This window comes from Zobellella sp. DQSA1 (assembly GCF_041950555.1).
GTDB lineage: Bacteria > Pseudomonadota > Gammaproteobacteria > Enterobacterales > Aeromonadaceae > Oceanimonas.
The window spans coordinates 200,271-219,331 of sequence record NZ_CP169531.1 but is presented as its reverse complement, the minus strand read 5'-3'; the positions used below and the strand labels follow the sequence as shown (position 1 = coordinate 219,331).

The window sequence follows — 19,061 nt, the reverse complement described above, 5'->3', positions numbered from 1 at the left end:
GTCCGGGCAAACTTCCCCGCCGGGTGTGGCGCCAGCGCCTACACTAGGAATTGTCCCCCTTACCGAGGAGCCGCCATGCCCCCCCTTTCTCCCCTGCAGGATCGCGCCGCCGGCGCCGTTATGGGCGCCTTTATCGGCGAGGCCCTGGGCGTGGGCCCGCACTGGTATTACGATCTCGCTCAGCTGCACCGGGATCACGGCGACTGGATCGACGGCTACACCACGCCCAAGCCCGGCCGCTACCACGAAGGGCTGAAGGCCGGCGAACTCTCCCAGGCGGGTATCCTCCTCAGGCTGACGCTGGCCTCCCTGGTGGACTGCGGCGACTACGACGAAGCCGACTTCTGCTGGCGGCTGGACCAGGACTTCTTCCCCCTGCTGGACGGCACGCCCCACGCCGGCCCCGGCGGCTACACCAGCCAGTCGATGCGCGACGCCTGGCACAAGCGGGTGGAAGAAGGCCACCCCTGGGGCCGCTGCGGTGGCTTCGCCGACACCACCGAAGCGATAGAGCGCACCCTGGCCATCGCCGTGCGCCATGCCCGCTCGCCGCGCCGGCTGGCCGAGGCGGTGGCGTCCAACACCGTGCTCACCCAGATCGACAACAACATGGTGGCAATGACGGTCGCCTTCGGCGCCGTCACCGGCCTGCTGGTGCAGGGGCACCGGCTGGATACGGCCCTTTCCGGCAAGCTGATGGCACTGGTCGGGAACGACGAGCTGCCCTTTCACGCCGTAACCGGCGACCAGTTGCAACCGCCCCACGCCCCCGAGCCGCCCCGGGCCGGCCGCTTCGCCTCGCCGGACGCCCTGCTCACTCCCTCCTGCGTGGCCAGGGCCGCCGAAGACCCCGCCATCCGCATCGAGCCGGCCTGGAAGGCCTCGCTGGTGTACGGCATGCCCTGCGCCATCTACCACCAGTTGCCCGCCGCCTACTACCTGGCCGCCCGCTTCCATGACGACTTCGAGGCCGCCGTGCTGCACGCCATCAACGGCGGCGGCCAGAACCAGGCCCGCGCCATGCTCACCGGCACCCTGGTCGGCGCCCAGGTGGGGCTGTCCGGCATCCCCCAACGCTTTATCGACGGCTTGGCGGACGCCAGCGAATTGCTGACCCTGGCCCGGCAACTGGCGGAGCAGGTGGAAGCGGATACGGCCTGAAACCCCATGACGGCGCCTGGCGGCAAGCGCCCCCCGCTGTGCGTTGAGCACCACCCCACCAGGTCATGGCAAGGCCGTCACCCCGCGATACCCACCGTCACCCCCGCAATACCAACCGTCACCCCCGCGAAGGCGGGGGTCCATGGGGCATCCGCGCAGTAACACCTGTTCGGATCAGCCCCGTCCGCCCTGGGTGCCCGCCTTCGCGGGAATGACTTCGTTTGGATCCCTCACACCGAGAAGCGGGCGTAGATAGGATTATGGTCGGAGACTATGTCGGTGTTGATGGCGGTGGCCGAGTGCAGGATCAGATCCCGGTAGAAGATAAAGTCCAGGGGCTGGCGGAAATAGTGCTTGATATGGTGCGGGTCCTCCATCACCGCCTGCTGCAGGCCCGTGGCCCGGCAAAACTCGGCCAGGTAGTGGCGGCGCCGTCGGCTCCATACGTTGAAATCCCCGGCCACGATCAGCGGCCCCCGGTGGTCCAGCAGTTCCCGCTTGAGCTGTTCCATCTCCAGGTGGAACAGGCCGTGGTATACGAAATTGATGGCATGGATATTCACCACCAGCAGCTGCTCGCCCCCGGCCAGGGGATGACGGGTGAGGATCAGGCTCTTGTGGGTGGCGAAACTCAGCTCCCGGGTGCGGCTGAGCAGGGCGGTGACTTCGTCGAAGGCGCACTGGCCGGCGGTCAGTACCCCGAACAGGTGCGCCGGGGTCTGGATGTTGGGCGACACCGCGTAGGACCACCCCTCCAGCTGCAACCGGCTGTGCAACGCCAGCTTGGCCTCCTGCAGCAGCAGCAGGCTGGTGGGAAAGCGTTGCATCAACCCCGCCAGACACAGCCGGAACTCGGGGTTCAGGGTCAGTTTCTGGGTGTTCCAACACAATACCCCCAGGTCCTCCCGGGCCAGCGGCTGGTGCTGATGGCCGAGCTGATGGGGCGTAATACGGGGGCGGAGCATAGGGGGTTGTCCTGCGGTTGCCGAAATCCGATCTTCATCTTAGCATTCTCCCCCACCCCCGGGCACAACCTGCGGGGCCACGCTAGGCTTGTAGGTAGTCATCGCCATTTGCCCGCCCCGGGCAGCCCAGCAAAAGGTGCTTTCCGTGTCCGAACCTCATGCATTAGCCGCCGTCGAAATGGGCATAGACACCCACCAGGAGCCGGTGGTGTTCCTGCGGGCCGACAGCAAGGTGTGCCGCGCCGAAGGTTTCAATGCCAACACCCGTATCCAGGTCAACCGGGGGGAACAGGCCATCATCGCCACCCTCAACGTGGTCACCGAGGCGGTACTCCCCCCCGGGCAGGTGGGTTTTTCGCGTATCGCCTGGCAGCGCCTGGGGCTTACGGGCGGCGAGTCGGTCACCCTGAGCCATGCCCCGGTGCTGCATTCCATGAGCGCGGTGCGCAAGAAGATCTACGGCAACCTCCTGTCGCCAAAGGAAATCGCCGACATCATCCAGGACATCAGTGCCCACCGCTATTCCGACATGCAGATCGCCAGCTTTATTACCGCCTGCGTCGACCGGCTCAACAGCGACGAAGTGATCGCCCTGACCCAGGCCATGGTGGCCAGCGGCAAGCGCCTGAGCTGGCCCGCCAAGCTGCAACTGGTGGATAAACACTGCATCGGCGGCGTGCCCGGCAACCGCACCACTCCCATAGTGGTGGCCATCGCCAGCGCGGCCGGGCTGGTGATGCCCAAGACCTCGTCCCGCGCCATCACCTCCCCCTCCGGCACCGCCGACACCATGGAAGTGCTCACCACGGTGCGCCTCAGCCTGGCCCAGCTCCAGGCCACGGTGCGCAAGGTGAATGCCTGCCTGGCCTGGGGCGGCGCCGTCAACCTGAGCCCGGCCGACGACATGCTGATCCGTATCGAGCACGTGCTGGACATCGACGGTGCGGGCCAGATGGTGGCCTCGGTGCTGTCCAAGAAGCTGGCCGCTGGCTCCACCCATGCCCTTATCGACATTCCGGTGGGCCCTACCGCCAAGGTGCGCAGCCAGCACCAGGCCCGGCAGATGGCCAGCCTGTTCGACACCGTGGGCAAGGCGCTGGGGCTCGAGATCCGTTGCCTGATCACCAGGGGGGAAGAGGCCATCGGCTACGGCATAGGTCCGGCCCAGGAGGCCCAGGACATTCTCGCGGTGCTCAACAACGCGCCGGAAGCGCCCGCCGACCTGCGCGAGCGGTCGTTGTTCCTCGCGTCCCACCTGCTAAACATGGCCGGCCAGGCGGATCTGGCCACCACCGCCGGTCAGGCCCGGGAAATTCTGAACTCCGGCCAGGCCTGGGCCCAGTTTCAACGTATCTGCACCGCCCAGGGCGGGCTCAAGGCCATTCCCCAGGCGGCCTACCGGCTGGAGCTGGGTGCCGGCCACAGCGGTACCCTGCTGGCCATGGACAACCGCCGCCTGGCCCGGCTGGCCAAGCTGGCCGGGGCCCCCACTTCACCCGCCGCCGGTCTGCGCCTGCACGCCAAGCTGGGCCAGGCCCTGGCCCGGGGCCAGCCGCTACTCACCCTCTACGCCGACAGCCAGGGCGAGTTGGACTACGCGGCGGATTACTACGCCAACAACCATGATCTCTTTATGATTGGAGAGGCGCCATGACACCGCTGCTGTTTTCCCTGGCGGAAACCCACCCGCTGTTCGCGCCCCTGTGCCAGGGCCTGGGCGCCGAGCCGGGCCAACTGGCGCGGCGCCGTTTCCCGGACGGCGAAAGCTACCTGCGCCTGCTGAGCGAGGTGGCCGGCCGTTCCTGCCTGGTGCTGGCGGAGTTTTCCCGCCCCGACGACAAGTTCCTGCCCCTCTGCTTTCTGTGCGATACCCTGAGGGAGCTCGGCGCCACCCGGGTCGGGCTGGTGGCCCCCTACCTGTGTTATCTGCGCCAGGACGCCCGCTTCCGCCCCGGCGAAGCGCTCAGTTCCCACAGCTTCGCCCGCCTGCTCTCCCCCCGTATCGACTGGCTGGTCACCGTGGATCCGCACCTGCACCGCATCCACCGCCTGGACGAGATCTACGCGGTGCCAAGCATGGTGGTGCACGCGACGCCGCTGCTGGCGAACTGGCTGCGCGGCTGGCAAGAGCCGGTGCTGCTGGTGGGGCCGGACGCGGAAAGCGAACAGTGGGTGGCACGGCTGGCCGCCGACAGCGGCCAGCCCCATGTGGTGGGCGAAAAGGTGCGCAAGGGCGACCGGGAGGTGAACGTGAGCCTGCCGGAGCTGAGTGCTTACCGCGGCCATACCGCCCTGATCGTGGACGACGTGATCTCCAGCGGCCAGACCGTGCTGAGCTGCCTGCAGGCCCTGCGCCGCCAGGGAATGGTGCGGGTGGACTGCGCCGCCATTCACGGCCTGTTTGCCGACCGCATAGAAGACAAACTGACCCGGGCCGGGCTGCGCCGGCTGCTCACCAGCAACAGCATCCCCCACCCGTCCAATATCCTCGATCTCAGCCCCCTGCTGCTGGAGCCCATCCGGCAATGGCTGGCGGCGGGCTGAGCCCGGGCTCAGCGGGCCAGCGCCAGCAGTACCGGCTCCCGGAAGTCCAGCGCCATGGTGACGCTGATGGCGGTGATGGTGATGATCGACAGCAGGAACACCTGCCGCGCCCAGCCGTTCACCTCCACCCCCCTGCCGTAGCCGCGCAGCGCCATCAGCAGCCACCACAGGCTGGTGGCGCAGGCCACCGCCATAAAGGTCAGGCCGGTGTAGCCGCCGAGCGGCAGCAGTGCCGTCACCAGGCAGAACACGGCGATGTAGCGCACTATATGCCGCTTGGCCTTGGCGATGCCTTCCGCCACCGGCAACACCGGTATGCCGGCGGCGGCGTAGTCCTGGTAGCGGAAGATGGCGATGGCGTAGGAGTGGGGCATCTGCCACAGGCTGAACATCAGCAGCAGTATGGCCGCGCCCGGGTCGAAGCCGCCGCTCACCGCGCAGTAGCCCACCACCGGCGGCACGGCGCCGGACAGGCTGCCCACCAGGGTGCCGTATACCGAACGGCGTTTCAGCCAGAGGCTGTATAGCCCCACATAGACCCCGTAGCCGAGGGCGGCGAACAGCACCGCCACGGCATTGGTGAACAGCGCCAGCATGGCAAAGCCCAGCAGCCCCAGGGTAATCCCCAGGGTCAGGGCCGCGGCCGGGGAGAGTTCGCCGGTGACCGTAACCCGATGGCGGGTGCGCCGCATGCGGGCGTCGATATCCCGGTCGATGCAGTTGTTGATGGCGCAGCCCGAGGCCACCACCAGGGACAGGCCCGTCACCGTCGTCAGCAGCAGGAGCCAGTCTATGTCGCCGCGGGCGGCGAGGAAGAAGCCGCCCGCGACCGAGATAAGGTTGCCCATGATGATGCCCGGCTTGGTCACCTTGAAATAAGGCTGAATCATAAAAAATCCTTCGGGATAAACTCCCGTTTTGCGGAAAGGGGCCGGCCGGCGGCCCTCAGCTTGATGACAAAGTCGTTGTCATGACCGTATCAGTCGGCCAAAGGGCCAACCGGTGGCCCCTTATATTTCCGGAATATTCAATACATCATCATGGCGTTGGCACTGAGGATGATCCACACCGACAGCCCCACCACCATGACGATGACCAGGACGGTGAACAGGAAGGCCACGGTGTTGTCGCGCCCCCCCGGGGAAAAGTCGAGGTGCAGGAAATACTTGAGGTGCACCACCAATTGCACCACCGCCAGCCCGACCACCACCGCCAGGGTGGCGCCCATGCTCAGCGACTCCGTCATCACCGCCCAGAACGGAATGGCGGTCAGGATCACCGACCACACAAAACCGCTCAGGTAGGACTTCACGCTGCCGTGTCCGGCATCATGCTGCTGGCTCATGCCATCACCCCCATCAGATAAACCACGGTAAACACACAAATCCACACCACGTCGAGGAAGTGCCAGAACAGGCTGAGGCAGCCCAGCCGGGTCAGGGTCCGGCCGGCGGTGCCGCGCCTGGCCACTTCCACCATCAGTACCAGCATCCACACCAGGCCGGCGAACACGTGCAGTCCGTGCAGGCCCACCAGGGTGAAGAAGGCGCTGAGAAAGGCGCTGCGCTGGGGGCCGTTGCCGCCGGCGATCAGGTGATGGAACTCGTACAGCTCCATGGCGATAAAACCCGCCCCCAGCAGGAAGGTCACCGCCAGCCAGCCCAGGGTGGCCCGGCGGCGGTCGCCATGGGCGGCCAGCATGGCAAAGCCGTAGGTGATGCTGCTCACCAGCAGCAGGCCGGTTTCCACCAGCACGAAGTGAAGGTCGAACAGTTCCCGGGCCGAAGGCCCGCCGGCGGTATTCTGGTACAGCACCGCGTAGGTGGCGAACACCGAGGCGAACAGCAGGCAGTCGGTCATCAGGTAGAGCCAGAAGCCGAACAGGGTGGTGCGGCCACCGTCGTGGTGTTCTTCATCATGCCCGTGGTGGGCGGAGTTCAGGGACAGGGTAGCCATCAGGCGGCCTCCTCCAGTTGTTCGCATACACGTTGCAGGTGGTCCCGTTCGATGCGGGCGATCTCGTCGGGCTGCACATGGTAGTCGGTGTCCGGGTCATAGCAACGCCACAGCAGGGTGGCCAGGCCGAGCCCCAGGCCGGCCAGCACCAGCCACCAGATGTGCCAGGTGGCGGCAAAGCCGGCGACGGTCAGCGCCAGCCCGATGATCACCCCGGCGGCGGTGTTACGCGGCATGTGGATGGGTTTGTAGGAGGCCGGCGCCCGGTAGGCGGTACCCTGCTCCTTCATTTCGGTGAAGGCGTCGATGTCCGTTACCCGCGGCAACTCGGCAAAGTTGTAGAAGGGCGGCGGCGAAGACGTGGACCACTCCAGGGTATGGCCGTTCCAGGGATCGCCGGTGCTGTCCCGGTTCTGCTCCCGGTCGCGGAAACTGACGTAGAGCTGGACGAACTGCAGCACTATGCCCGCCAGAATGATCAGCGCGCCCACCGCGGCCAGGTACAGCCAGGGTGTCCACAGCGGATTGTCGGTGTGGTTGAGGCGCCGGGTCATGCCCAGGAAGCCGAGCACATAGAGCGGCATAAAGGCCACGTAGAAGCCGATTTGCCAGCACCAGAAGGCGGCCTTGCCCAGCCGTTCATCGAGGCGAAACCCCATGGCCTTGGGGAACCAGTAGGCAAAGCCGGCCAGGTAGCCGAACACGGCGCCGCCGATAATGGTGTTGTGGAAATGGGCGATCAGGAACAGGCTGTTGTGCAGCACGAAGTCCGCGCCCGGCAATGCCAGCAGCACCCCGGTCATGCCGCCGATGGCGAAGGTCACCATAAAGCCGAGGGTCCACAGCACCGGCACCGTGATGCGCAGCCGGCCCCGGTACATGGTGAACAGCCAGTTGAACAGCTTGGCCCCGGTGGGCACGGCGATGATCATGGTCATCACCCCGAAGAAGGCGTTGACGTTGGCGCTGGAGCCCATGGTGAAGAAGTGGTGCAGCCAGACGATGAAGCCCAGTACCGAAATGGCGCCGCTGGCCCACACCATGGAGCTGTAGCCAAACAGCCGCTTGCCGGTGAAGGTGGAAATCACTTCCGAGAAGATGCCGAAGGCGGGCAGCACCAGTATGTACACCTCGGGGTGACCCCAGGCCCAGAACAGGTTGATGTACATCATGGCGTTGCCGCCGCCGTCGTTGGTGAAGAAGTGGAAATCCAGGTAGCGGTCCAGGGTCAGCATGCCCAGCACCGCGGTGAGGATGGGGAAGGAGGCGACGATCAGGATATTGGCCCAGGTGCAGGTCCAGGTGAAGATCGGCATCTGCATCAGCGTCATGCCCGGCGCCCGCATGCGGAACACCGTTACCAGGAAGTTGACCCCGGTGAGCAGGGTACCGATGCCCGATATCTGCAGCGCCCAGATGTAGTAGTCCACCCCCACACCGGGGCTGAAATCCAGCTCCGACAGGGGTGGATAGGCCACCCAGCCGGTCTTGGCGAATTCCCCCACCCCCAGCGACAGGTTTACCAGTATGGCGCCCGAGGCCGCCAGCCAGAAACTCAGGTTGTTGAGGAAGGGAAAGGCCACGTCGCGGGCGCCGATTTGCAGCGGCAGCACTATGTTCATCAGACCGATCATAAAGGGCATGGCCATGAAGATGATCATGATGACACCGTGGGCGGTGAAGATCTGGTCGTAATGCTCCGGCGGCAGGTAGCCCTCGGCGCCGCCGGTGGCCATCGCCAGCTGGGCTCGCATCATCAGGGCATCGGCGAAACCGCGGATCAGCATGATGAAGGCCAGCACTATGTACATGATCCCTAAGCGCTTGTGGTCGACCGAGGTGATCCAGTCGCGCCAGAGCGGGCCCCACTGGCGGTGTTTGGTGAGCAGGGCGACCAGGGCCAGGCCGGCCAGGCCAACCACCGCCAGGGTCGCCATGATGATGGGCTCGTGATAGGGCACGGCCTCCAGGGTGAGTTTTCCAAGCAACGACATCTTATTCTCCTGCCTCCCCGTGGTGTTGGGCGGTATGACCGGATGCACCCGTGATATGGTGATCCTTCATGTACTGCATCACTATGTGGTGGAACAGGCCGGTATCGACCCGGCCGTAATGCTCCACCGGATGGTGTTCGCTGGGCTCGGCCAGCCGCCGGTAGGCCGCCAGGTCGAGGCCGCCGGCGCTGCCGCGCACCTGTGCCACCCAATCGTCGAACCCTGCGCAGCTCGGGGTGGCGATGGCCTTGAACTTCATGCCGCTGAAGCCCTCTCCGCTATAGTTGGCGGAAATACCGTCGAAAGTGCCGGCTTCGTTGGCGATCAGGTGCAACTTGGTCTCCATGCCCGCCATCGAGTAGATCTGGCTGCCCAGTTGGGGGATGAAGAAGGAGTTCATGGTGGTGTCCGAGGTGATCTTGAACTCCACCGGCACATTGGCGGGGAACACCAGTTCGTTGACCGAGGCGATGCCCTGCTCCGGGTAGATGAACAGCCACTTCCAGTTGAGCGACACCACCTCCACCGTCAGGTGCGGCTGGTCGCTGTCCAGTGGCTTGTAGGGATCGAGGGCATGGGTGGAACGCCAGGTGATGGTGCCCAGCACCAGGATGATCACTATGGGCACCACCCAGACCACGGTTTCTATCTTCTTGGAATGCGACCACTTCGGCAGGTAGATTTCATGGTCGCGGCCATCGCGGTATTTCCAGGCGAAGTAAATCGTCATGGCGATCACCGGCAGCACCACCAGCAGCATCAGGATGGTGGCAACGATGATCAGGTATTTTTCGTCGATGCCGACTTGTCCTTTGGGATCAAGCACGCCACCCTGGCAGCCGGCCAGTGTAGCGGCGGCCGACACCGACAGAGCCAGGTTAACAAGGCTGCGAATTAACAAAAGGGACCTCCCCCTTATCCATAAGGTCATAAGCGCGCCGCCCGAACGGACGGCGACAACACAACTGTTTTATCAACAGGAACTTATGAGCATGATCCGACCGACATCGGCATGGAGGCACGGGCGCCCTTCACCGGGCGGGTGCCGGGAGAAACGGCAGGCCGCGCCGTGTGAATGGCCGGGTGGTCAGCGGATCATGGCTGAGGGGAAGGAGGAGCGCGGCAGCCGTGGGCCCGCTGCGGCAGGCCGCCCAAGGCGGGCGCATCCGGCCAGGACCGGGGATGCTCGACGGCAATCCCCGACAGGGGATCGGTAAGCAGGTTGAGGAGCAGCAGGCATTGCTGCACCAGCAGGGGCGCCAGCAGCAGCAGGGCGGCGCCGCCCAGTTCCGCCAGCGACAGCAGCGACAGGCTGTCGCCGAGCACCAGCAGGTATTCCGCCGCCTGGCCAAAGAAGCCGAACCAGGAGAACAGCCATTCCGCGATCGTCCCCAGCAGGGTGAACAGGCAGACACCACCGACACCCGCCATACCGGCGCGGGGCAAGGGCGCGGGCAAACGCCATTTTTCAGCAAGGGTGATGTTGCAGCTCTGGTTCAATGGGTCTGGTCCGGCCGGGGCTCTAGAATGCCGGTGAAAGAGGAAAGACAACCGTTCTCAATCACCGAGGTCCCGGAGAGTATCAAAAAGTATACAGCCGTACAACCGCCGGACCCGGGCAAGGCCGGGACTCGGCTCAAAGTACCGATATCCGCTGGTATTCCTGTCTCGGCCCGGTAAGCGCTGGTGCGGCAGGTTGATCGCGCATGGACGAACCACATCCGCCACCGTCATCCTCGGGGCAATCACCGAGCCCTGAACTCCGGGCAGGCTGACTATAGTTAGCAAGGAGCTCGCCGCTCAACGTCAACCTTGCCGGCGGGCTTAAGAATCATATGGCACCCTGGCAGTGAGCCAGTCGATGCCGCCCGTGACCGGACGCCATGCACGGGTCGGCATCCATGAGTTGTATCCGGTGCTCCTGCCGTTGAGCGAGGCGACGGGGCGCCCGACAGGAGCCTTGTATGTCATGCCGTTATTGCCATCGCTGGCACGCCCTACTGCTATGCCTGGTGCTGGCCACCACCGTTCATGCCAATATCCCCCGCTGGCTGGAGCTGGCTCCCGGCGACCCCGGAATACATATCCGCGGCACCATTCGCTACCTCAATCTGGAAGGCGGTCTCTATGTCATTCGCGATGTTCGCGGTATCCACTATCATCCCCTTAACCTGCCGCCCGCCTTCGAGCAGGACGGCCTGGCGATAGAGGCCCTGGCCCGGCTGCGGGATGATGGCCTGTCCGCCGGCATGGTGGGCCCGCGAGTCGAACTGCTGCATATTCGCCGGGCAAGCCGACTCGAATAGATATTGCCCCCTGGCCGGGAGTCGGGGCAGGGCCCCGGGCTCTGGGCTATTCTTGAGTGAGGTGACAGTTCATGTCAGGTTGGGCCTACAGTCAGGAGACGCTCTTATGTTCAGGCATTGCGTTGCAGGTATTGATTTTTCGGCGGGCTGGGATCGGGTGCAGGCCCGGTTGAAGCATATGATGACCCTGTTCGGTATTCGGGAGTTGACCCTGGTGCATGCGGATGAACCCCACCGTCGTTCCCACAAGGACACTACCGGCCGCACCAACCGCCAGCTCCACCTGGAGCAGGTTGTGGCAGACCTGAGCCGCGAGCTGGGCATAGCCGTGCATGGCCATTTCGTGTCCGGTTTTGCGGTGCCTTCCATCCTTGATACCGCCAAAAAGAAAGAGGCCGATCTGATCGTGGTGGCCAACCGCAGCCATTCCCGCAGCCGGGAGTTCTTTATGGGCAACGTGGCACTGAACCTGGCGCGCATGAGCAAGCTGCCGCTGCTGATAGTGCCCTCCGATCTGGGGGCAATAGAAGACAGTGCCCCCCTGCTGCTGGCCACGGACAACTCGCCGGCCTCGGCCAGGGCCCGCACCTGCTTCACCGAGCTGCTGGGTGCCGACCGCAAGGGCATGGTGATGATAGTCCGCAATCCCGAGCATCAGGTGGCCTTCGAGGAAGTGCAGGCCGGTGAAAGCGTCGCGGCGAACAATCCGAACCTGGAGGTTCGCACCGTGGTCGGCGATCCGGTAGAGGAAATCTGCGAAGCCGCCAACGACGTCAACACCCCCCTGATCGTGCTCGGCAAGCGGGGCACCAACCCCATCGCCGAGCTGCCCCTCGGCAGCACCGCCGAGGGCATCTGCCGGCACGCCACCAATCCGGTGCTGCTGGTACCCTCCTGAACCCATGGCCGGGCCGCCGGACAGGCGCCCGGCCCTTCCCCTTTCTATACTCGTATCCGACCTGGCCGGAGAGATCCGGTCGCTTCATCAACAGGAGGAAGTGCCCATGTCCATCAGGATAGTCACCATCTGCGGGAGCGTACGCCCCGGCAACTACACCGCCATGGCCCTGGAGCTGGTTCATAACGAATTCATGAAGCTGCCCGGAGTGGAACTGATCCCCCTCCGGCTGGACGACCTGGACCTGCCCCTGCCGGGATTGCCGGCGAACAACCCGGACGCCATCGCCCGCTTCCAGGACAGGGTGGCATCGGCCACCGGCGTGCTGCTGGCTTCGCCGGAATACCACGGCGGCGTCAGCAGCCCCATGAAGCTGGCTATCGACAACCTGGGCTTTCCCAGCAAGCTGGCCGGCAAACCCGTGTCCCTGCTGGGGGTGGCGGCGGGCACCATCGGCGCCATCAAGTCCACCGAGCAGTTGCGCGCCATCTGCGCCCACATCGGCGCGGTACCGCTGCCCCTGGCGGTGTCGGTAGCCAATGTGCAGCAGGTGTTCGACGCCGAGGGCCGTTGTCTCGATGCCGGCACGGAAAAATTCATCCGCCGGGCGGCGCGTAACCTGATCGACTACATCAACGATGCGGTCTGCCCCAAACTCAGCCTCGAGGCCATATTGCGCGGCCGGGCGGAAGGAGGCTGAGCCCGGCCAACGCTCCGGCCAAACCCGGCTATAGTTAATGCCTTGACCATAACGAGGAGCAGGGTAATGAACATGAATCCGGTAGTCTGGTTCGAAATCTATGTGGCGGACATGCCCCGGGCCAGGGCCTTTTACGAAGCCATGCTGGCGGTACGGCTGGAGCCGCTGGCCGACCCCACCGTCGACGACGGCACCAACCTGGAGATGTGGGCCTTTCCGGGCCAGCCCGAAGGGGCCGGCGCCTGCGGCACCCTGGCGCGGATGGAGGGCTGCGCCCCCGGGGGCAACAGTACCCTGGTGTATTTCGGCTGCAACGACTGCGCCGTGGAGGCCGCCCGGGCGGCGGCCAACGGCGGACGCCTGGTGCGTGAAAAATTCTCCATCGGCCCCCACGGCTTTATCGCCCTGGTGGAGGACACCGAGGGCAATATGATTGGCCTGCACTCCATGCAGTGACCGTTGTCTTGAACCTGTTCACGCCGACGGGCCGCATGAACAGGAACCAAGGGCCACCCCGTCATCAAACGATGTGGTGGCGCTTGGCGAACTCGACCAGTTCCACCAGCGAGTCCGCGCTCAGCTTCTGCATGACCCGCGTCTTGTAGGTACTGACGGTCTTGTTGCTGATCAGCATCGCCTCGGCGATCTGCTTGTTGCTTTTACCGAGCGCCAGTTGCCGCAGCACCGTCATCTCGCGATCCGTCAACCGCTCAATCAGGGCATGCTCTTCCCCCGCGGTTACCGACTCCAAGGTGGCTCCTTCCACATAAGGAAAGAAACTGTATCCGGCCAGCACCATCCGGGCGGCATTGCCCAGCGTGTCGAGTTCATTGTCCTTGCTGACGAAGCCCATGGCGCCCGCACGCATGCAACGCGCCACCACATGCTGCCCCGACTGGGCGGTGAAGACGATGACTTTCGCCCCGCCCCCCTGGGCCCGCAGGCGCCCAATCACCTCGAGGCCATCGAGCTTCGGCAGCGAAATATCGAGGATCACCAGGTCGACGGCATGAGCGCGCGCCTGCTGTATGGCCTCGGTGCCGCTGCCCGCTTCGGCAACGACCTGATAGCCGCAATGCTCGAGCTGCTGGCGCACCGCCAGGCGGATCACCGGATGGTCGTCGACGATAAGGATATTGGGCATGGGAATGGTTCCATCCTGTAAGACACACGAAAGCATGCGCCCTTGAGTCCCTAGTCTAACTTTCCTGAAAAGGAATGAAAACTCCGACGACAATACGGAGCTTTCCTACGACCACCATGGATATATCCGACAGACCGCGCGGTATAAAGGCTCCATCCTCTTCGAGTCTCGCGGCAACGAAAAATACGGTGGGCAACGAGAAAACCTGGCGAGCGCAAATCCCCGGCACATGCCCTCTTACCGGCCCGGCACGTCAGCGCGAGATGCTTGTCACAAACGCCCAACGGCTTGGCCCAATATCTCCGGAGCTTACCAAGACACCATGTTTCGTGCCCTCTCATTCCTGTTCCTGTTGATCCCCTTCACCCTTGGAGCAAAAAGCGATCGGCCGGAGCCACTCGACTTGTTGCCCCATACCCGTCTTCCCTACCGGGAAATCACGCTGGGTGAGGACGACTGGCGCTGGCTGAGGCAAAAGAAGGAACTGACCGTCGGTACCTCACTGCCGGATCAGGCACCGCTCGACCTGTCCCGGGGCACGGGCGACTACGAAGGCATTACGGCCGACTACCTGAGCAGCCTCGCCGACCGCCTGGGAATGCGCGTGCGCGTGCTCCGCTACGCCAGTCGTGGCGCGGCGCTCGAGGCCCTGGCCAGGGGCGAGGTCGATCTGCTGGGCAGCGCCACGCCGCAGGAGGTGGCACAGTTGTCTCTTATTCTGAGCGATCCCTACTTTACCGCCCCGCCGGTCCTGGTTGCCCGTATCGGCGAAACGCTCGAACTCCTTCCTGAGCTCAACGGCGTACGCCTTGCCGTCACTCACGAATATGCCCGCAAGATAGACGCCCGCAGCCGTTATCCGCAGGCCAGCTTCACGGTATTCAAGTCCACCGACAGCGCCATGGCAGCGGTGGCGTTCGGCCAGGCCGAAGTGCTGCTCACCGATGCCGCCTCCGCCTATTACCTGATCGCCGGCACCTACTCGAATTACGTCCGCGTCGCCTACACTGATGAAGCCCGGGCGACCGGATTCCATTTCGCGCTTGGCAATAACAGTCATCGCCTGCGGGACATCCTCAACACCGCCCTCAAGACACTGCCGCCACCGCTTCATCGCGCCATCCTGGAACACTGGTCCGGGAGCCTGCAGGCCCATCTTGAAAAAACCGTCCTTACCGAGAATGAACGCGCCTGGATTGAACGCAATCCCACCGTGCGCGTTGCCGTGGGCCGATATCTGGCTCCTTTTTCCTATTTCTCCACCCATGGACACTATCAGGGCATCACCGCGGATCTGTTGGCGCTGATCGCGACCAAAACGGGACTGAGATTCGATATTGTGCCGCAGCTCAACCTGGAGGAAACCTACGACGCCATCCGGAACCACCAATTGGACATCATTGCGGATCTTCCCCGGACCGGGGAGCGGGAAACCTTTCTCCGGTTCACCCGCCCCTACCAGATTGCCCCCTATGTACTGGTCACCCGCAACCAGGCCGGCTCCCCCGAAACCCTGGAAGCATTGGCAGGAAAAAAATTGGCAATACCGACCGGACATACGCTGCTGCCTTACTTGCGCGCCAGGTATCCGCAAATACAACTGCTCGAAACCGACAATTCCCTGGCATCCATGGACTTGGTCAAGAAGGGGCAGGCCGACGCCACCGCCATGTCGGCGACCATCGCCAACTACCATATTCCACGCCAGTCCGAAGGCACGCTGCGCATCGCTTCGACCATCGAATCGCCGGCATCGATGGTTGCCTTTTCCGTACGTCGCGACCAGCCGGAACTCCACGCCATCCTGGAAAAAACCCTTCGCAGCATCCCGCTTAACGTCCTCGATACCCTGAGCAACCGCTGGCACACCACCACCCGCATAGCCCCTCCCTCCTGGCGGGACTACAGCCAGCTCATCTACCGTGTCGTGGCCATATCAAGCGCACTACTGCTGCTTGCCTTGCTCTGGGCATATTCCCTGCGCCGGGAAGTCGAACAGCGCAAGATGGTGGAAAGGGCCCTGGGCGATCAATTGCAATTCATGGAAACATTGCTCGACGGCATCCCCCACCCGCTCTACGTGCGCGACCGTCAACAACGCCTGCTCATGTGCAACCACAGCTATCTCCAGGTACTGTCCGACAAACGTGCCAACCTGATCGGCACCTCTCCCCTGGACCTCGCATTACGGGAGGCCCCGGAGTACGCAGCGGATTACCGACGCGTTATGGCAAGCGGCGAGCCGCTCCTGAAGGATCGCGAAGTGCACATCCGGGACCGGCACTGCACCATCTACAGCTGGATACTGCCGTACCGCAACGCCCTCGGCGAAATCCAGGGAATTATCGGCGGCTGGCTGGACGTCAGCGATCGACGACAGCTGCTCGAAGAACTCAGGCAGGCCCGGCAGGAAGCCCTCGACGCCAGCCAGGTCAAGACCACGTTCCTGGCGACCATGAGCCATGAAATCCGCACCCCGCTGAATGCCATCATCGGCATGCTGGAACTGACCTTGAAACGGGCGGAGAAAGGGCAGTTAGACCATTCGGCGATAAAAGTGGCCTACGGCTCCGCCCAGGGGCTGATCGGACTGATAGGCGATATTCTGGATATCTCACGTATCGAGAGCGGGCTCCTCACGCTCAGCCCGGAGCGGACCCAACTGCGCCAACTCGTGGAATCCGTCGTGCGGGTGTTCGACGGCCTGGCCCGACAGAAAGGTCTGCAACTAAAACTGGAGATGCACGGGCCTCTCGGCCAGGACATCCTGCTGGATCCGCTGCGCTTCAAACAGATACTGTCCAACCTGGTCAGCAACGCCATCAAGTTCACCGAACGCGGCGACGTCGTCATCAGCATGGACTGCCGGCCGCTCGCACAGGATCGGCTGGGGGTGACGCTCACCGTCCGGGACACCGGCATCGGCATCTCGGCGGAAGATCAGTTGAAACTGTTCCAGCCGTTCAGCCAGGTCGCGGGCGCCGACGCCCGCTCGGGAGCGGGCCTGGGTCTGGCGATCGCCAGGACGCTGTGCGAAATGATGGGGGGCGAGTTGCGCCTGTCCAGCAACCTCGGGGAAGGCACCTGCGTGTCCGTGGCACTCGAGCTCGAACCGCTCGCGCTCCGGGAAAAAGCGATGACCGGCTCCCGCTCGCTTACCCCCAAATCCGGCCTGCGCCTGCTGATCGTCGATGACAACCTCCCCAACCGCCTGCTCCTGCACGAGCAGGCCAGCGTCCTCGGCCACCGGGTCGAGTCGGCCGTCAACGGCGAAGCAGGCTTGCTCCTCTGGCAAAACACGTCCTTCGATATCGTGATCACCGACTGCAACATGCCGGTGATGAACGGCTACCAACTGGCCCGCCGCATCCGCGAGGAGGAAAGCCGGCAACAGCGACCGGCCTGCAGGATCTACGGCTATACCGCCAATGCCCAGGAAGAGGAGCGCAAGCGCTGCCTCGCGGCGGGCATGGACGACTGCATCTTCAAACCTGTCGGGCTGGACGCACTGGCACGGCACCTTGACGAAGCGCCCGCCGGAGAGCGGATCGACGCACAGGCACAACGCAGAGGAAGCAACAGTCACGGCGGTGTCGGCAAACCCAACGGGGTTCCGATACATTGGTAGACGCGATTTCAATCGCGTGGCAAACGGCGCTAGTTCCCAAAAATCCGTCATGCCCGCGAAGGCGGGCATCCAGGCGCGGAAAGCACAGGTCTTGCTCCCGGCAGGGTTTGATGGACTCCCGCCTTCGCGGGAGTGACAGGAAGAGTGGCAAACGGCGCCAATCCGGCGTTGCCGACGGGAAGTCGCGGCTACGCCGGTAGTCATGGCACGGTTCCCAAAGCAGTGGTAGACGCGGCTTCAGCCGTGTGGCAGACAACACCGTGCCGCCGGCGGTAGGTCTACCCGACAGGGACCGGATGGCTTGCCGCCAGCCGGCTCGTCAGTTCCAGGCCGGTTAGCGATTCGGAATAGAAAAAACCCTGGCCCTGGGTACACCCCATGTCCAGCAGTTGCCGGTGCTGGGCCCGGGTTTCGACGCCTTCGGCCACCACGGTCATGTCCAGCATTCTGGCCAACACCAAGGTACTTTCGATCACCGCCACACAGGTCGGATGGGTACCCAAACCACGAATAAACGAGGCGTCCAGCTTTATTTCGGTGAACGGCAGTTGACACAGCCGCTGCAACGACGAAAAGCCGACACCGAAATCGTCGATGGACAAGCCGAACCCGCTCCGGCGCAGGCGTGCCATGTTGTCCAGGCTGATCGCCGCGTGCTCGAGCGGCGCGGTTTCCGTCAACTCGAAGGTGATACCCGAGCTCGGCAGTCGATGGGATCGCACCCGCGCTTCTACTCGTTCGTCCAGGCCGGGGACAGCCAGTTGCGAGGCATCCAGGTTGAAGGAAAAGGTCAGCGGATATCCCTGGCTCTTCAGCAAGGATTGCAAGGCAAGCCCCTGCTCCAGCAGTGCAAACAACAACTCATCCCACCAACAGCACCGCTCGATGACCGGCATAAAATCCGAGGGGAGCAATAGCCCCCTGGTGGGATGGCGCCAACGCGCCAGCACCTCCACACCGGTGACGCTGCCACTGGCGATATCGAACTTGGGCTGGTAATACGCGGTGAACTCCCCCTCGGTGAGGCCCTTACGCACCGCCGACTCGACGGGACAATCGAACGACTGCCGGTTCGGTTGTGGCGCTGCATGAGAACGCTTGCCCAACAATTCCCGCAACAGCTCCGGCTGCAGTGGTGTGTCGGCTTCACCCAGTAGTTCCAGTCCCACGCGCCTGATCACCTGCAGCGCCGCCTGGCGCAGCTCGGGCGGCGACCAGCCATGGAGGATCACCGACTCCACCAGGCCGCGAGACCGGCGCAGGAACGCCAGTCCCTCCACACCCACCAGCCACAAGCCGCACAGCACCACCTGCACGGGGCCGCGGTCCTGCAGCAGCCGCAGCGCCTCGCCGCTATTGTCCGCCTCGAGCACCTCCCGGCAACCCAGCCGGCGGAAGGCATCGGCCGCCGACGCGCGCAGGGAGGGATGGTTTTCAAGCACAAGGACACGAAAAGGAAACATGGCAAGCCTGCTACGGGAAAAAATTCGGAACACGGCCTCATCATCCCAGCTCATCCCCGGCAAAGAAGCGGGGCAATTCCGATAGAGCGGGAGGAAATTTCCCAGACCCGGCGAGATCTCAAAGCAGTGGTAGACGCGATTTCAATCGCGTGGCGGACAACGCCGGTTCCAAGAATCCGTCATGCCCGCGAAGGCGGGCATCCAGGCGCGGCTAGTACGGGGCACGGGTCTTGCTCCTGACTGGGTTCGGTGGACTCCCGCCTGCGCGGGAGTGACACGGCGCTGGATCTCGCTACGGGGTA

17 protein-coding genes are annotated in these 19,061 nt (G+C 64.1%); 8 read left to right on the top strand and 9 right to left on the bottom strand.

Annotation, left to right across the window (positions count from 1 at the left end; all coding sequences use genetic code 11):
• The first annotated feature begins 75 nt into the window (after window positions 1-75).
• A complete protein-coding gene (locus tag ACEVBK_RS01050; protein ID WP_375056795.1) occupies window positions 76-1,161 on the top strand; it encodes an ADP-ribosylglycohydrolase family protein in 1,086 nt (361 codons plus the stop codon).
• Window positions 1,162-1,391: 230 nt separating this feature from the next.
• Here the strand turns inward: ACEVBK_RS01050 and ACEVBK_RS01045 are convergent, their stop codons facing one another.
• A complete protein-coding gene (locus tag ACEVBK_RS01045; RefSeq protein ID WP_375056794.1) occupies window positions 1,392-2,126 on the bottom strand; it encodes an endonuclease/exonuclease/phosphatase family protein in 735 nt (244 codons plus the stop codon).
• A 145-nt stretch (window positions 2,127-2,271) separates the two neighbouring features.
• On the opposite strand from ACEVBK_RS01045, the gene ACEVBK_RS01040 reads away from it, so the two are divergent.
• Both ACEVBK_RS01040 and ACEVBK_RS01035 read left to right on the top strand, forming a co-directional pair.
• Window positions 2,272-3,780, top strand: coding sequence for a thymidine phosphorylase family protein (locus ACEVBK_RS01040; protein WP_375056793.1), 1,509 nt, complete (start codon window positions 2,272-2,274; stop codon window positions 3,778-3,780).
• Window positions 3,777-4,670, top strand: a complete 894-nt coding sequence (locus ACEVBK_RS01035; protein WP_375056792.1) for a ribose-phosphate diphosphokinase — start codon at window positions 3,777-3,779, stop codon at window positions 4,668-4,670. The genes ACEVBK_RS01040 and ACEVBK_RS01035 overlap by 4 nt, the downstream gene beginning before the upstream one ends.
• 8 nt (window positions 4,671-4,678) lie before the next feature.
• Here the strand turns inward: ACEVBK_RS01035 and cyoE are convergent, their stop codons facing one another.
• The 6 genes from cyoE to ACEVBK_RS01005 all read right to left on the bottom strand — a co-directional run bounded on the left by cyoE (window position 4,679) and on the right by ACEVBK_RS01005 (window position 10,120).
• On the bottom strand, window positions 4,679-5,560 hold the full coding sequence (gene cyoE, locus ACEVBK_RS01030) for a heme o synthase (protein WP_375056791.1): 882 nt from the start codon (window positions 5,558-5,560) through the stop codon (window positions 4,679-4,681).
• 137 nt (window positions 5,561-5,697) lie between these two features.
• Window positions 5,698-6,015 (bottom strand): cytochrome o ubiquinol oxidase subunit IV, encoded by a 318-nt coding sequence (gene cyoD / locus ACEVBK_RS01025; protein ID WP_375056790.1) that lies wholly within the window; start codon window positions 6,013-6,015, stop codon window positions 5,698-5,700.
• Window positions 6,012-6,626, bottom strand: a complete 615-nt coding sequence (cyoC, locus tag ACEVBK_RS01020; RefSeq protein WP_375056789.1) for a cytochrome o ubiquinol oxidase subunit III — start codon at window positions 6,624-6,626, stop codon at window positions 6,012-6,014. The genes cyoD and cyoC overlap by 4 nt, the downstream gene beginning before the upstream one ends.
• The gene (gene cyoB / locus ACEVBK_RS01015) at window positions 6,626-8,614 is read right to left on the bottom strand and encodes a cytochrome o ubiquinol oxidase subunit I (RefSeq protein ID WP_375058493.1); all 1,989 of its coding nucleotides are present in this window, start codon (window positions 8,612-8,614) and stop codon (window positions 6,626-6,628) included. Before cyoB ends, cyoC begins: the two co-directional genes overlap by 1 nt.
• A gap of 7 nt (window positions 8,615-8,621) precedes the next feature.
• Window positions 8,622-9,521 carry a ubiquinol oxidase subunit II gene (cyoA, locus tag ACEVBK_RS01010; protein WP_375056788.1) on the bottom strand — a complete coding sequence of 300 codons (900 nt, stop codon included), beginning with the start codon at window positions 9,519-9,521 and terminating at the stop codon, window positions 8,622-8,624.
• A 194-nt stretch (window positions 9,522-9,715) separates the two neighbouring features.
• A complete protein-coding gene (locus ACEVBK_RS01005; protein WP_375056787.1) occupies window positions 9,716-10,120 on the bottom strand; it encodes a hypothetical protein in 405 nt (134 codons plus the stop codon).
• 464 nt (window positions 10,121-10,584) lie between these two features.
• Between ACEVBK_RS01005 and ACEVBK_RS01000 the strand changes: the two genes are divergently transcribed.
• The 4 genes from ACEVBK_RS01000 (at window position 10,585) to ACEVBK_RS00985 (ending at window position 12,980) form a co-directional block, all read left to right on the top strand.
• Window positions 10,585-10,926 carry a hypothetical protein gene (locus tag ACEVBK_RS01000; RefSeq protein WP_375056786.1) on the top strand — a complete coding sequence of 114 codons (342 nt, stop codon included), beginning with the start codon at window positions 10,585-10,587 and terminating at the stop codon, window positions 10,924-10,926.
• Window positions 10,927-11,032: 106 nt separating this feature from the next.
• Window positions 11,033-11,824, top strand: coding sequence for a universal stress protein (locus tag ACEVBK_RS00995; RefSeq protein ID WP_375056785.1), 792 nt, complete (start codon window positions 11,033-11,035; stop codon window positions 11,822-11,824).
• A gap of 106 nt (window positions 11,825-11,930) precedes the next feature.
• Complete coding sequence (locus ACEVBK_RS00990) at window positions 11,931-12,524, top strand: NADPH-dependent FMN reductase (RefSeq protein WP_375056784.1); 594 nt, start codon at window positions 11,931-11,933, stop codon at window positions 12,522-12,524.
• Between the two features lie 66 nt (window positions 12,525-12,590).
• Window positions 12,591-12,980 carry a VOC family protein gene (locus tag ACEVBK_RS00985; protein ID WP_375056783.1) on the top strand — a complete coding sequence of 130 codons (390 nt, stop codon included), beginning with the start codon at window positions 12,591-12,593 and terminating at the stop codon, window positions 12,978-12,980.
• A gap of 64 nt (window positions 12,981-13,044) precedes the next feature.
• On the opposite strand, the gene ACEVBK_RS00980 is transcribed toward ACEVBK_RS00985, so the two are convergent.
• Window positions 13,045-13,668 (bottom strand): response regulator, encoded by a 624-nt coding sequence (locus ACEVBK_RS00980; protein WP_375056782.1) that lies wholly within the window; start codon window positions 13,666-13,668, stop codon window positions 13,045-13,047.
• Window positions 13,669-13,990: 322 nt separating this feature from the next.
• On the opposite strand from ACEVBK_RS00980, the gene ACEVBK_RS00975 reads away from it, so the two are divergent.
• On the top strand, window positions 13,991-17,296 hold the full coding sequence (locus tag ACEVBK_RS00975; RefSeq protein WP_375056781.1) for a transporter substrate-binding domain-containing protein: 3,306 nt from the start codon (window positions 13,991-13,993) through the stop codon (window positions 17,294-17,296).
• A 278-nt stretch (window positions 17,297-17,574) separates the two neighbouring features.
• Here the strand turns inward: ACEVBK_RS00975 and ACEVBK_RS00970 are convergent, their stop codons facing one another.
• Window positions 17,575-18,738 (bottom strand): EAL domain-containing protein, encoded by a 1,164-nt coding sequence (locus tag ACEVBK_RS00970; RefSeq protein ID WP_375056780.1) that lies wholly within the window; start codon window positions 18,736-18,738, stop codon window positions 17,575-17,577.
• Between the last annotated feature and the right edge of the window lie 323 nt (window positions 18,739-19,061).

What these genes read in the sequence shown, in the direction of transcription:
- ACEVBK_RS01050 (WP_375056795.1), top strand. Translation starts at nt 76, where the DNA reads ATGCCCCCCCTTTCTCCCCTGCAGGATCGCGCCGCCGGCGCCGTTATG.
- ACEVBK_RS01045 (WP_375056794.1), bottom strand. Translation starts at nt 2,126, where the DNA reads ATGCTCCGCCCCCGTATTACGCCCCATCAGCTCGGCCATCAGCACCAG.
- ACEVBK_RS01035 (WP_375056792.1), top strand. Translation starts at nt 3,777, where the DNA reads ATGACACCGCTGCTGTTTTCCCTGGCGGAAACCCACCCGCTGTTCGCG.
- cyoE (WP_375056791.1), bottom strand. Translation starts at nt 5,560, where the DNA reads ATGATTCAGCCTTATTTCAAGGTGACCAAGCCGGGCATCATCATGGGC.
- cyoD (WP_375056790.1), bottom strand. Translation starts at nt 6,015, where the DNA reads ATGAGCCAGCAGCATGATGCCGGACACGGCAGCGTGAAGTCCTACCTG.
- cyoC (WP_375056789.1), bottom strand. Translation starts at nt 6,626, where the DNA reads ATGGCTACCCTGTCCCTGAACTCCGCCCACCACGGGCATGATGAAGAA.
- ACEVBK_RS01000 (WP_375056786.1), top strand. Translation starts at nt 10,585, where the DNA reads ATGTCATGCCGTTATTGCCATCGCTGGCACGCCCTACTGCTATGCCTG.
- ACEVBK_RS00995 (WP_375056785.1), top strand. Translation starts at nt 11,033, where the DNA reads ATGTTCAGGCATTGCGTTGCAGGTATTGATTTTTCGGCGGGCTGGGAT.
- ACEVBK_RS00990 (WP_375056784.1), top strand. Translation starts at nt 11,931, where the DNA reads ATGTCCATCAGGATAGTCACCATCTGCGGGAGCGTACGCCCCGGCAAC.
- ACEVBK_RS00985 (WP_375056783.1), top strand. Translation starts at nt 12,591, where the DNA reads ATGAACATGAATCCGGTAGTCTGGTTCGAAATCTATGTGGCGGACATG.
- ACEVBK_RS00980 (WP_375056782.1), bottom strand. Translation starts at nt 13,668, where the DNA reads ATGCCCAATATCCTTATCGTCGACGACCATCCGGTGATCCGCCTGGCG.
- ACEVBK_RS00975 (WP_375056781.1), top strand. Translation starts at nt 13,991, where the DNA reads ATGTTTCGTGCCCTCTCATTCCTGTTCCTGTTGATCCCCTTCACCCTT.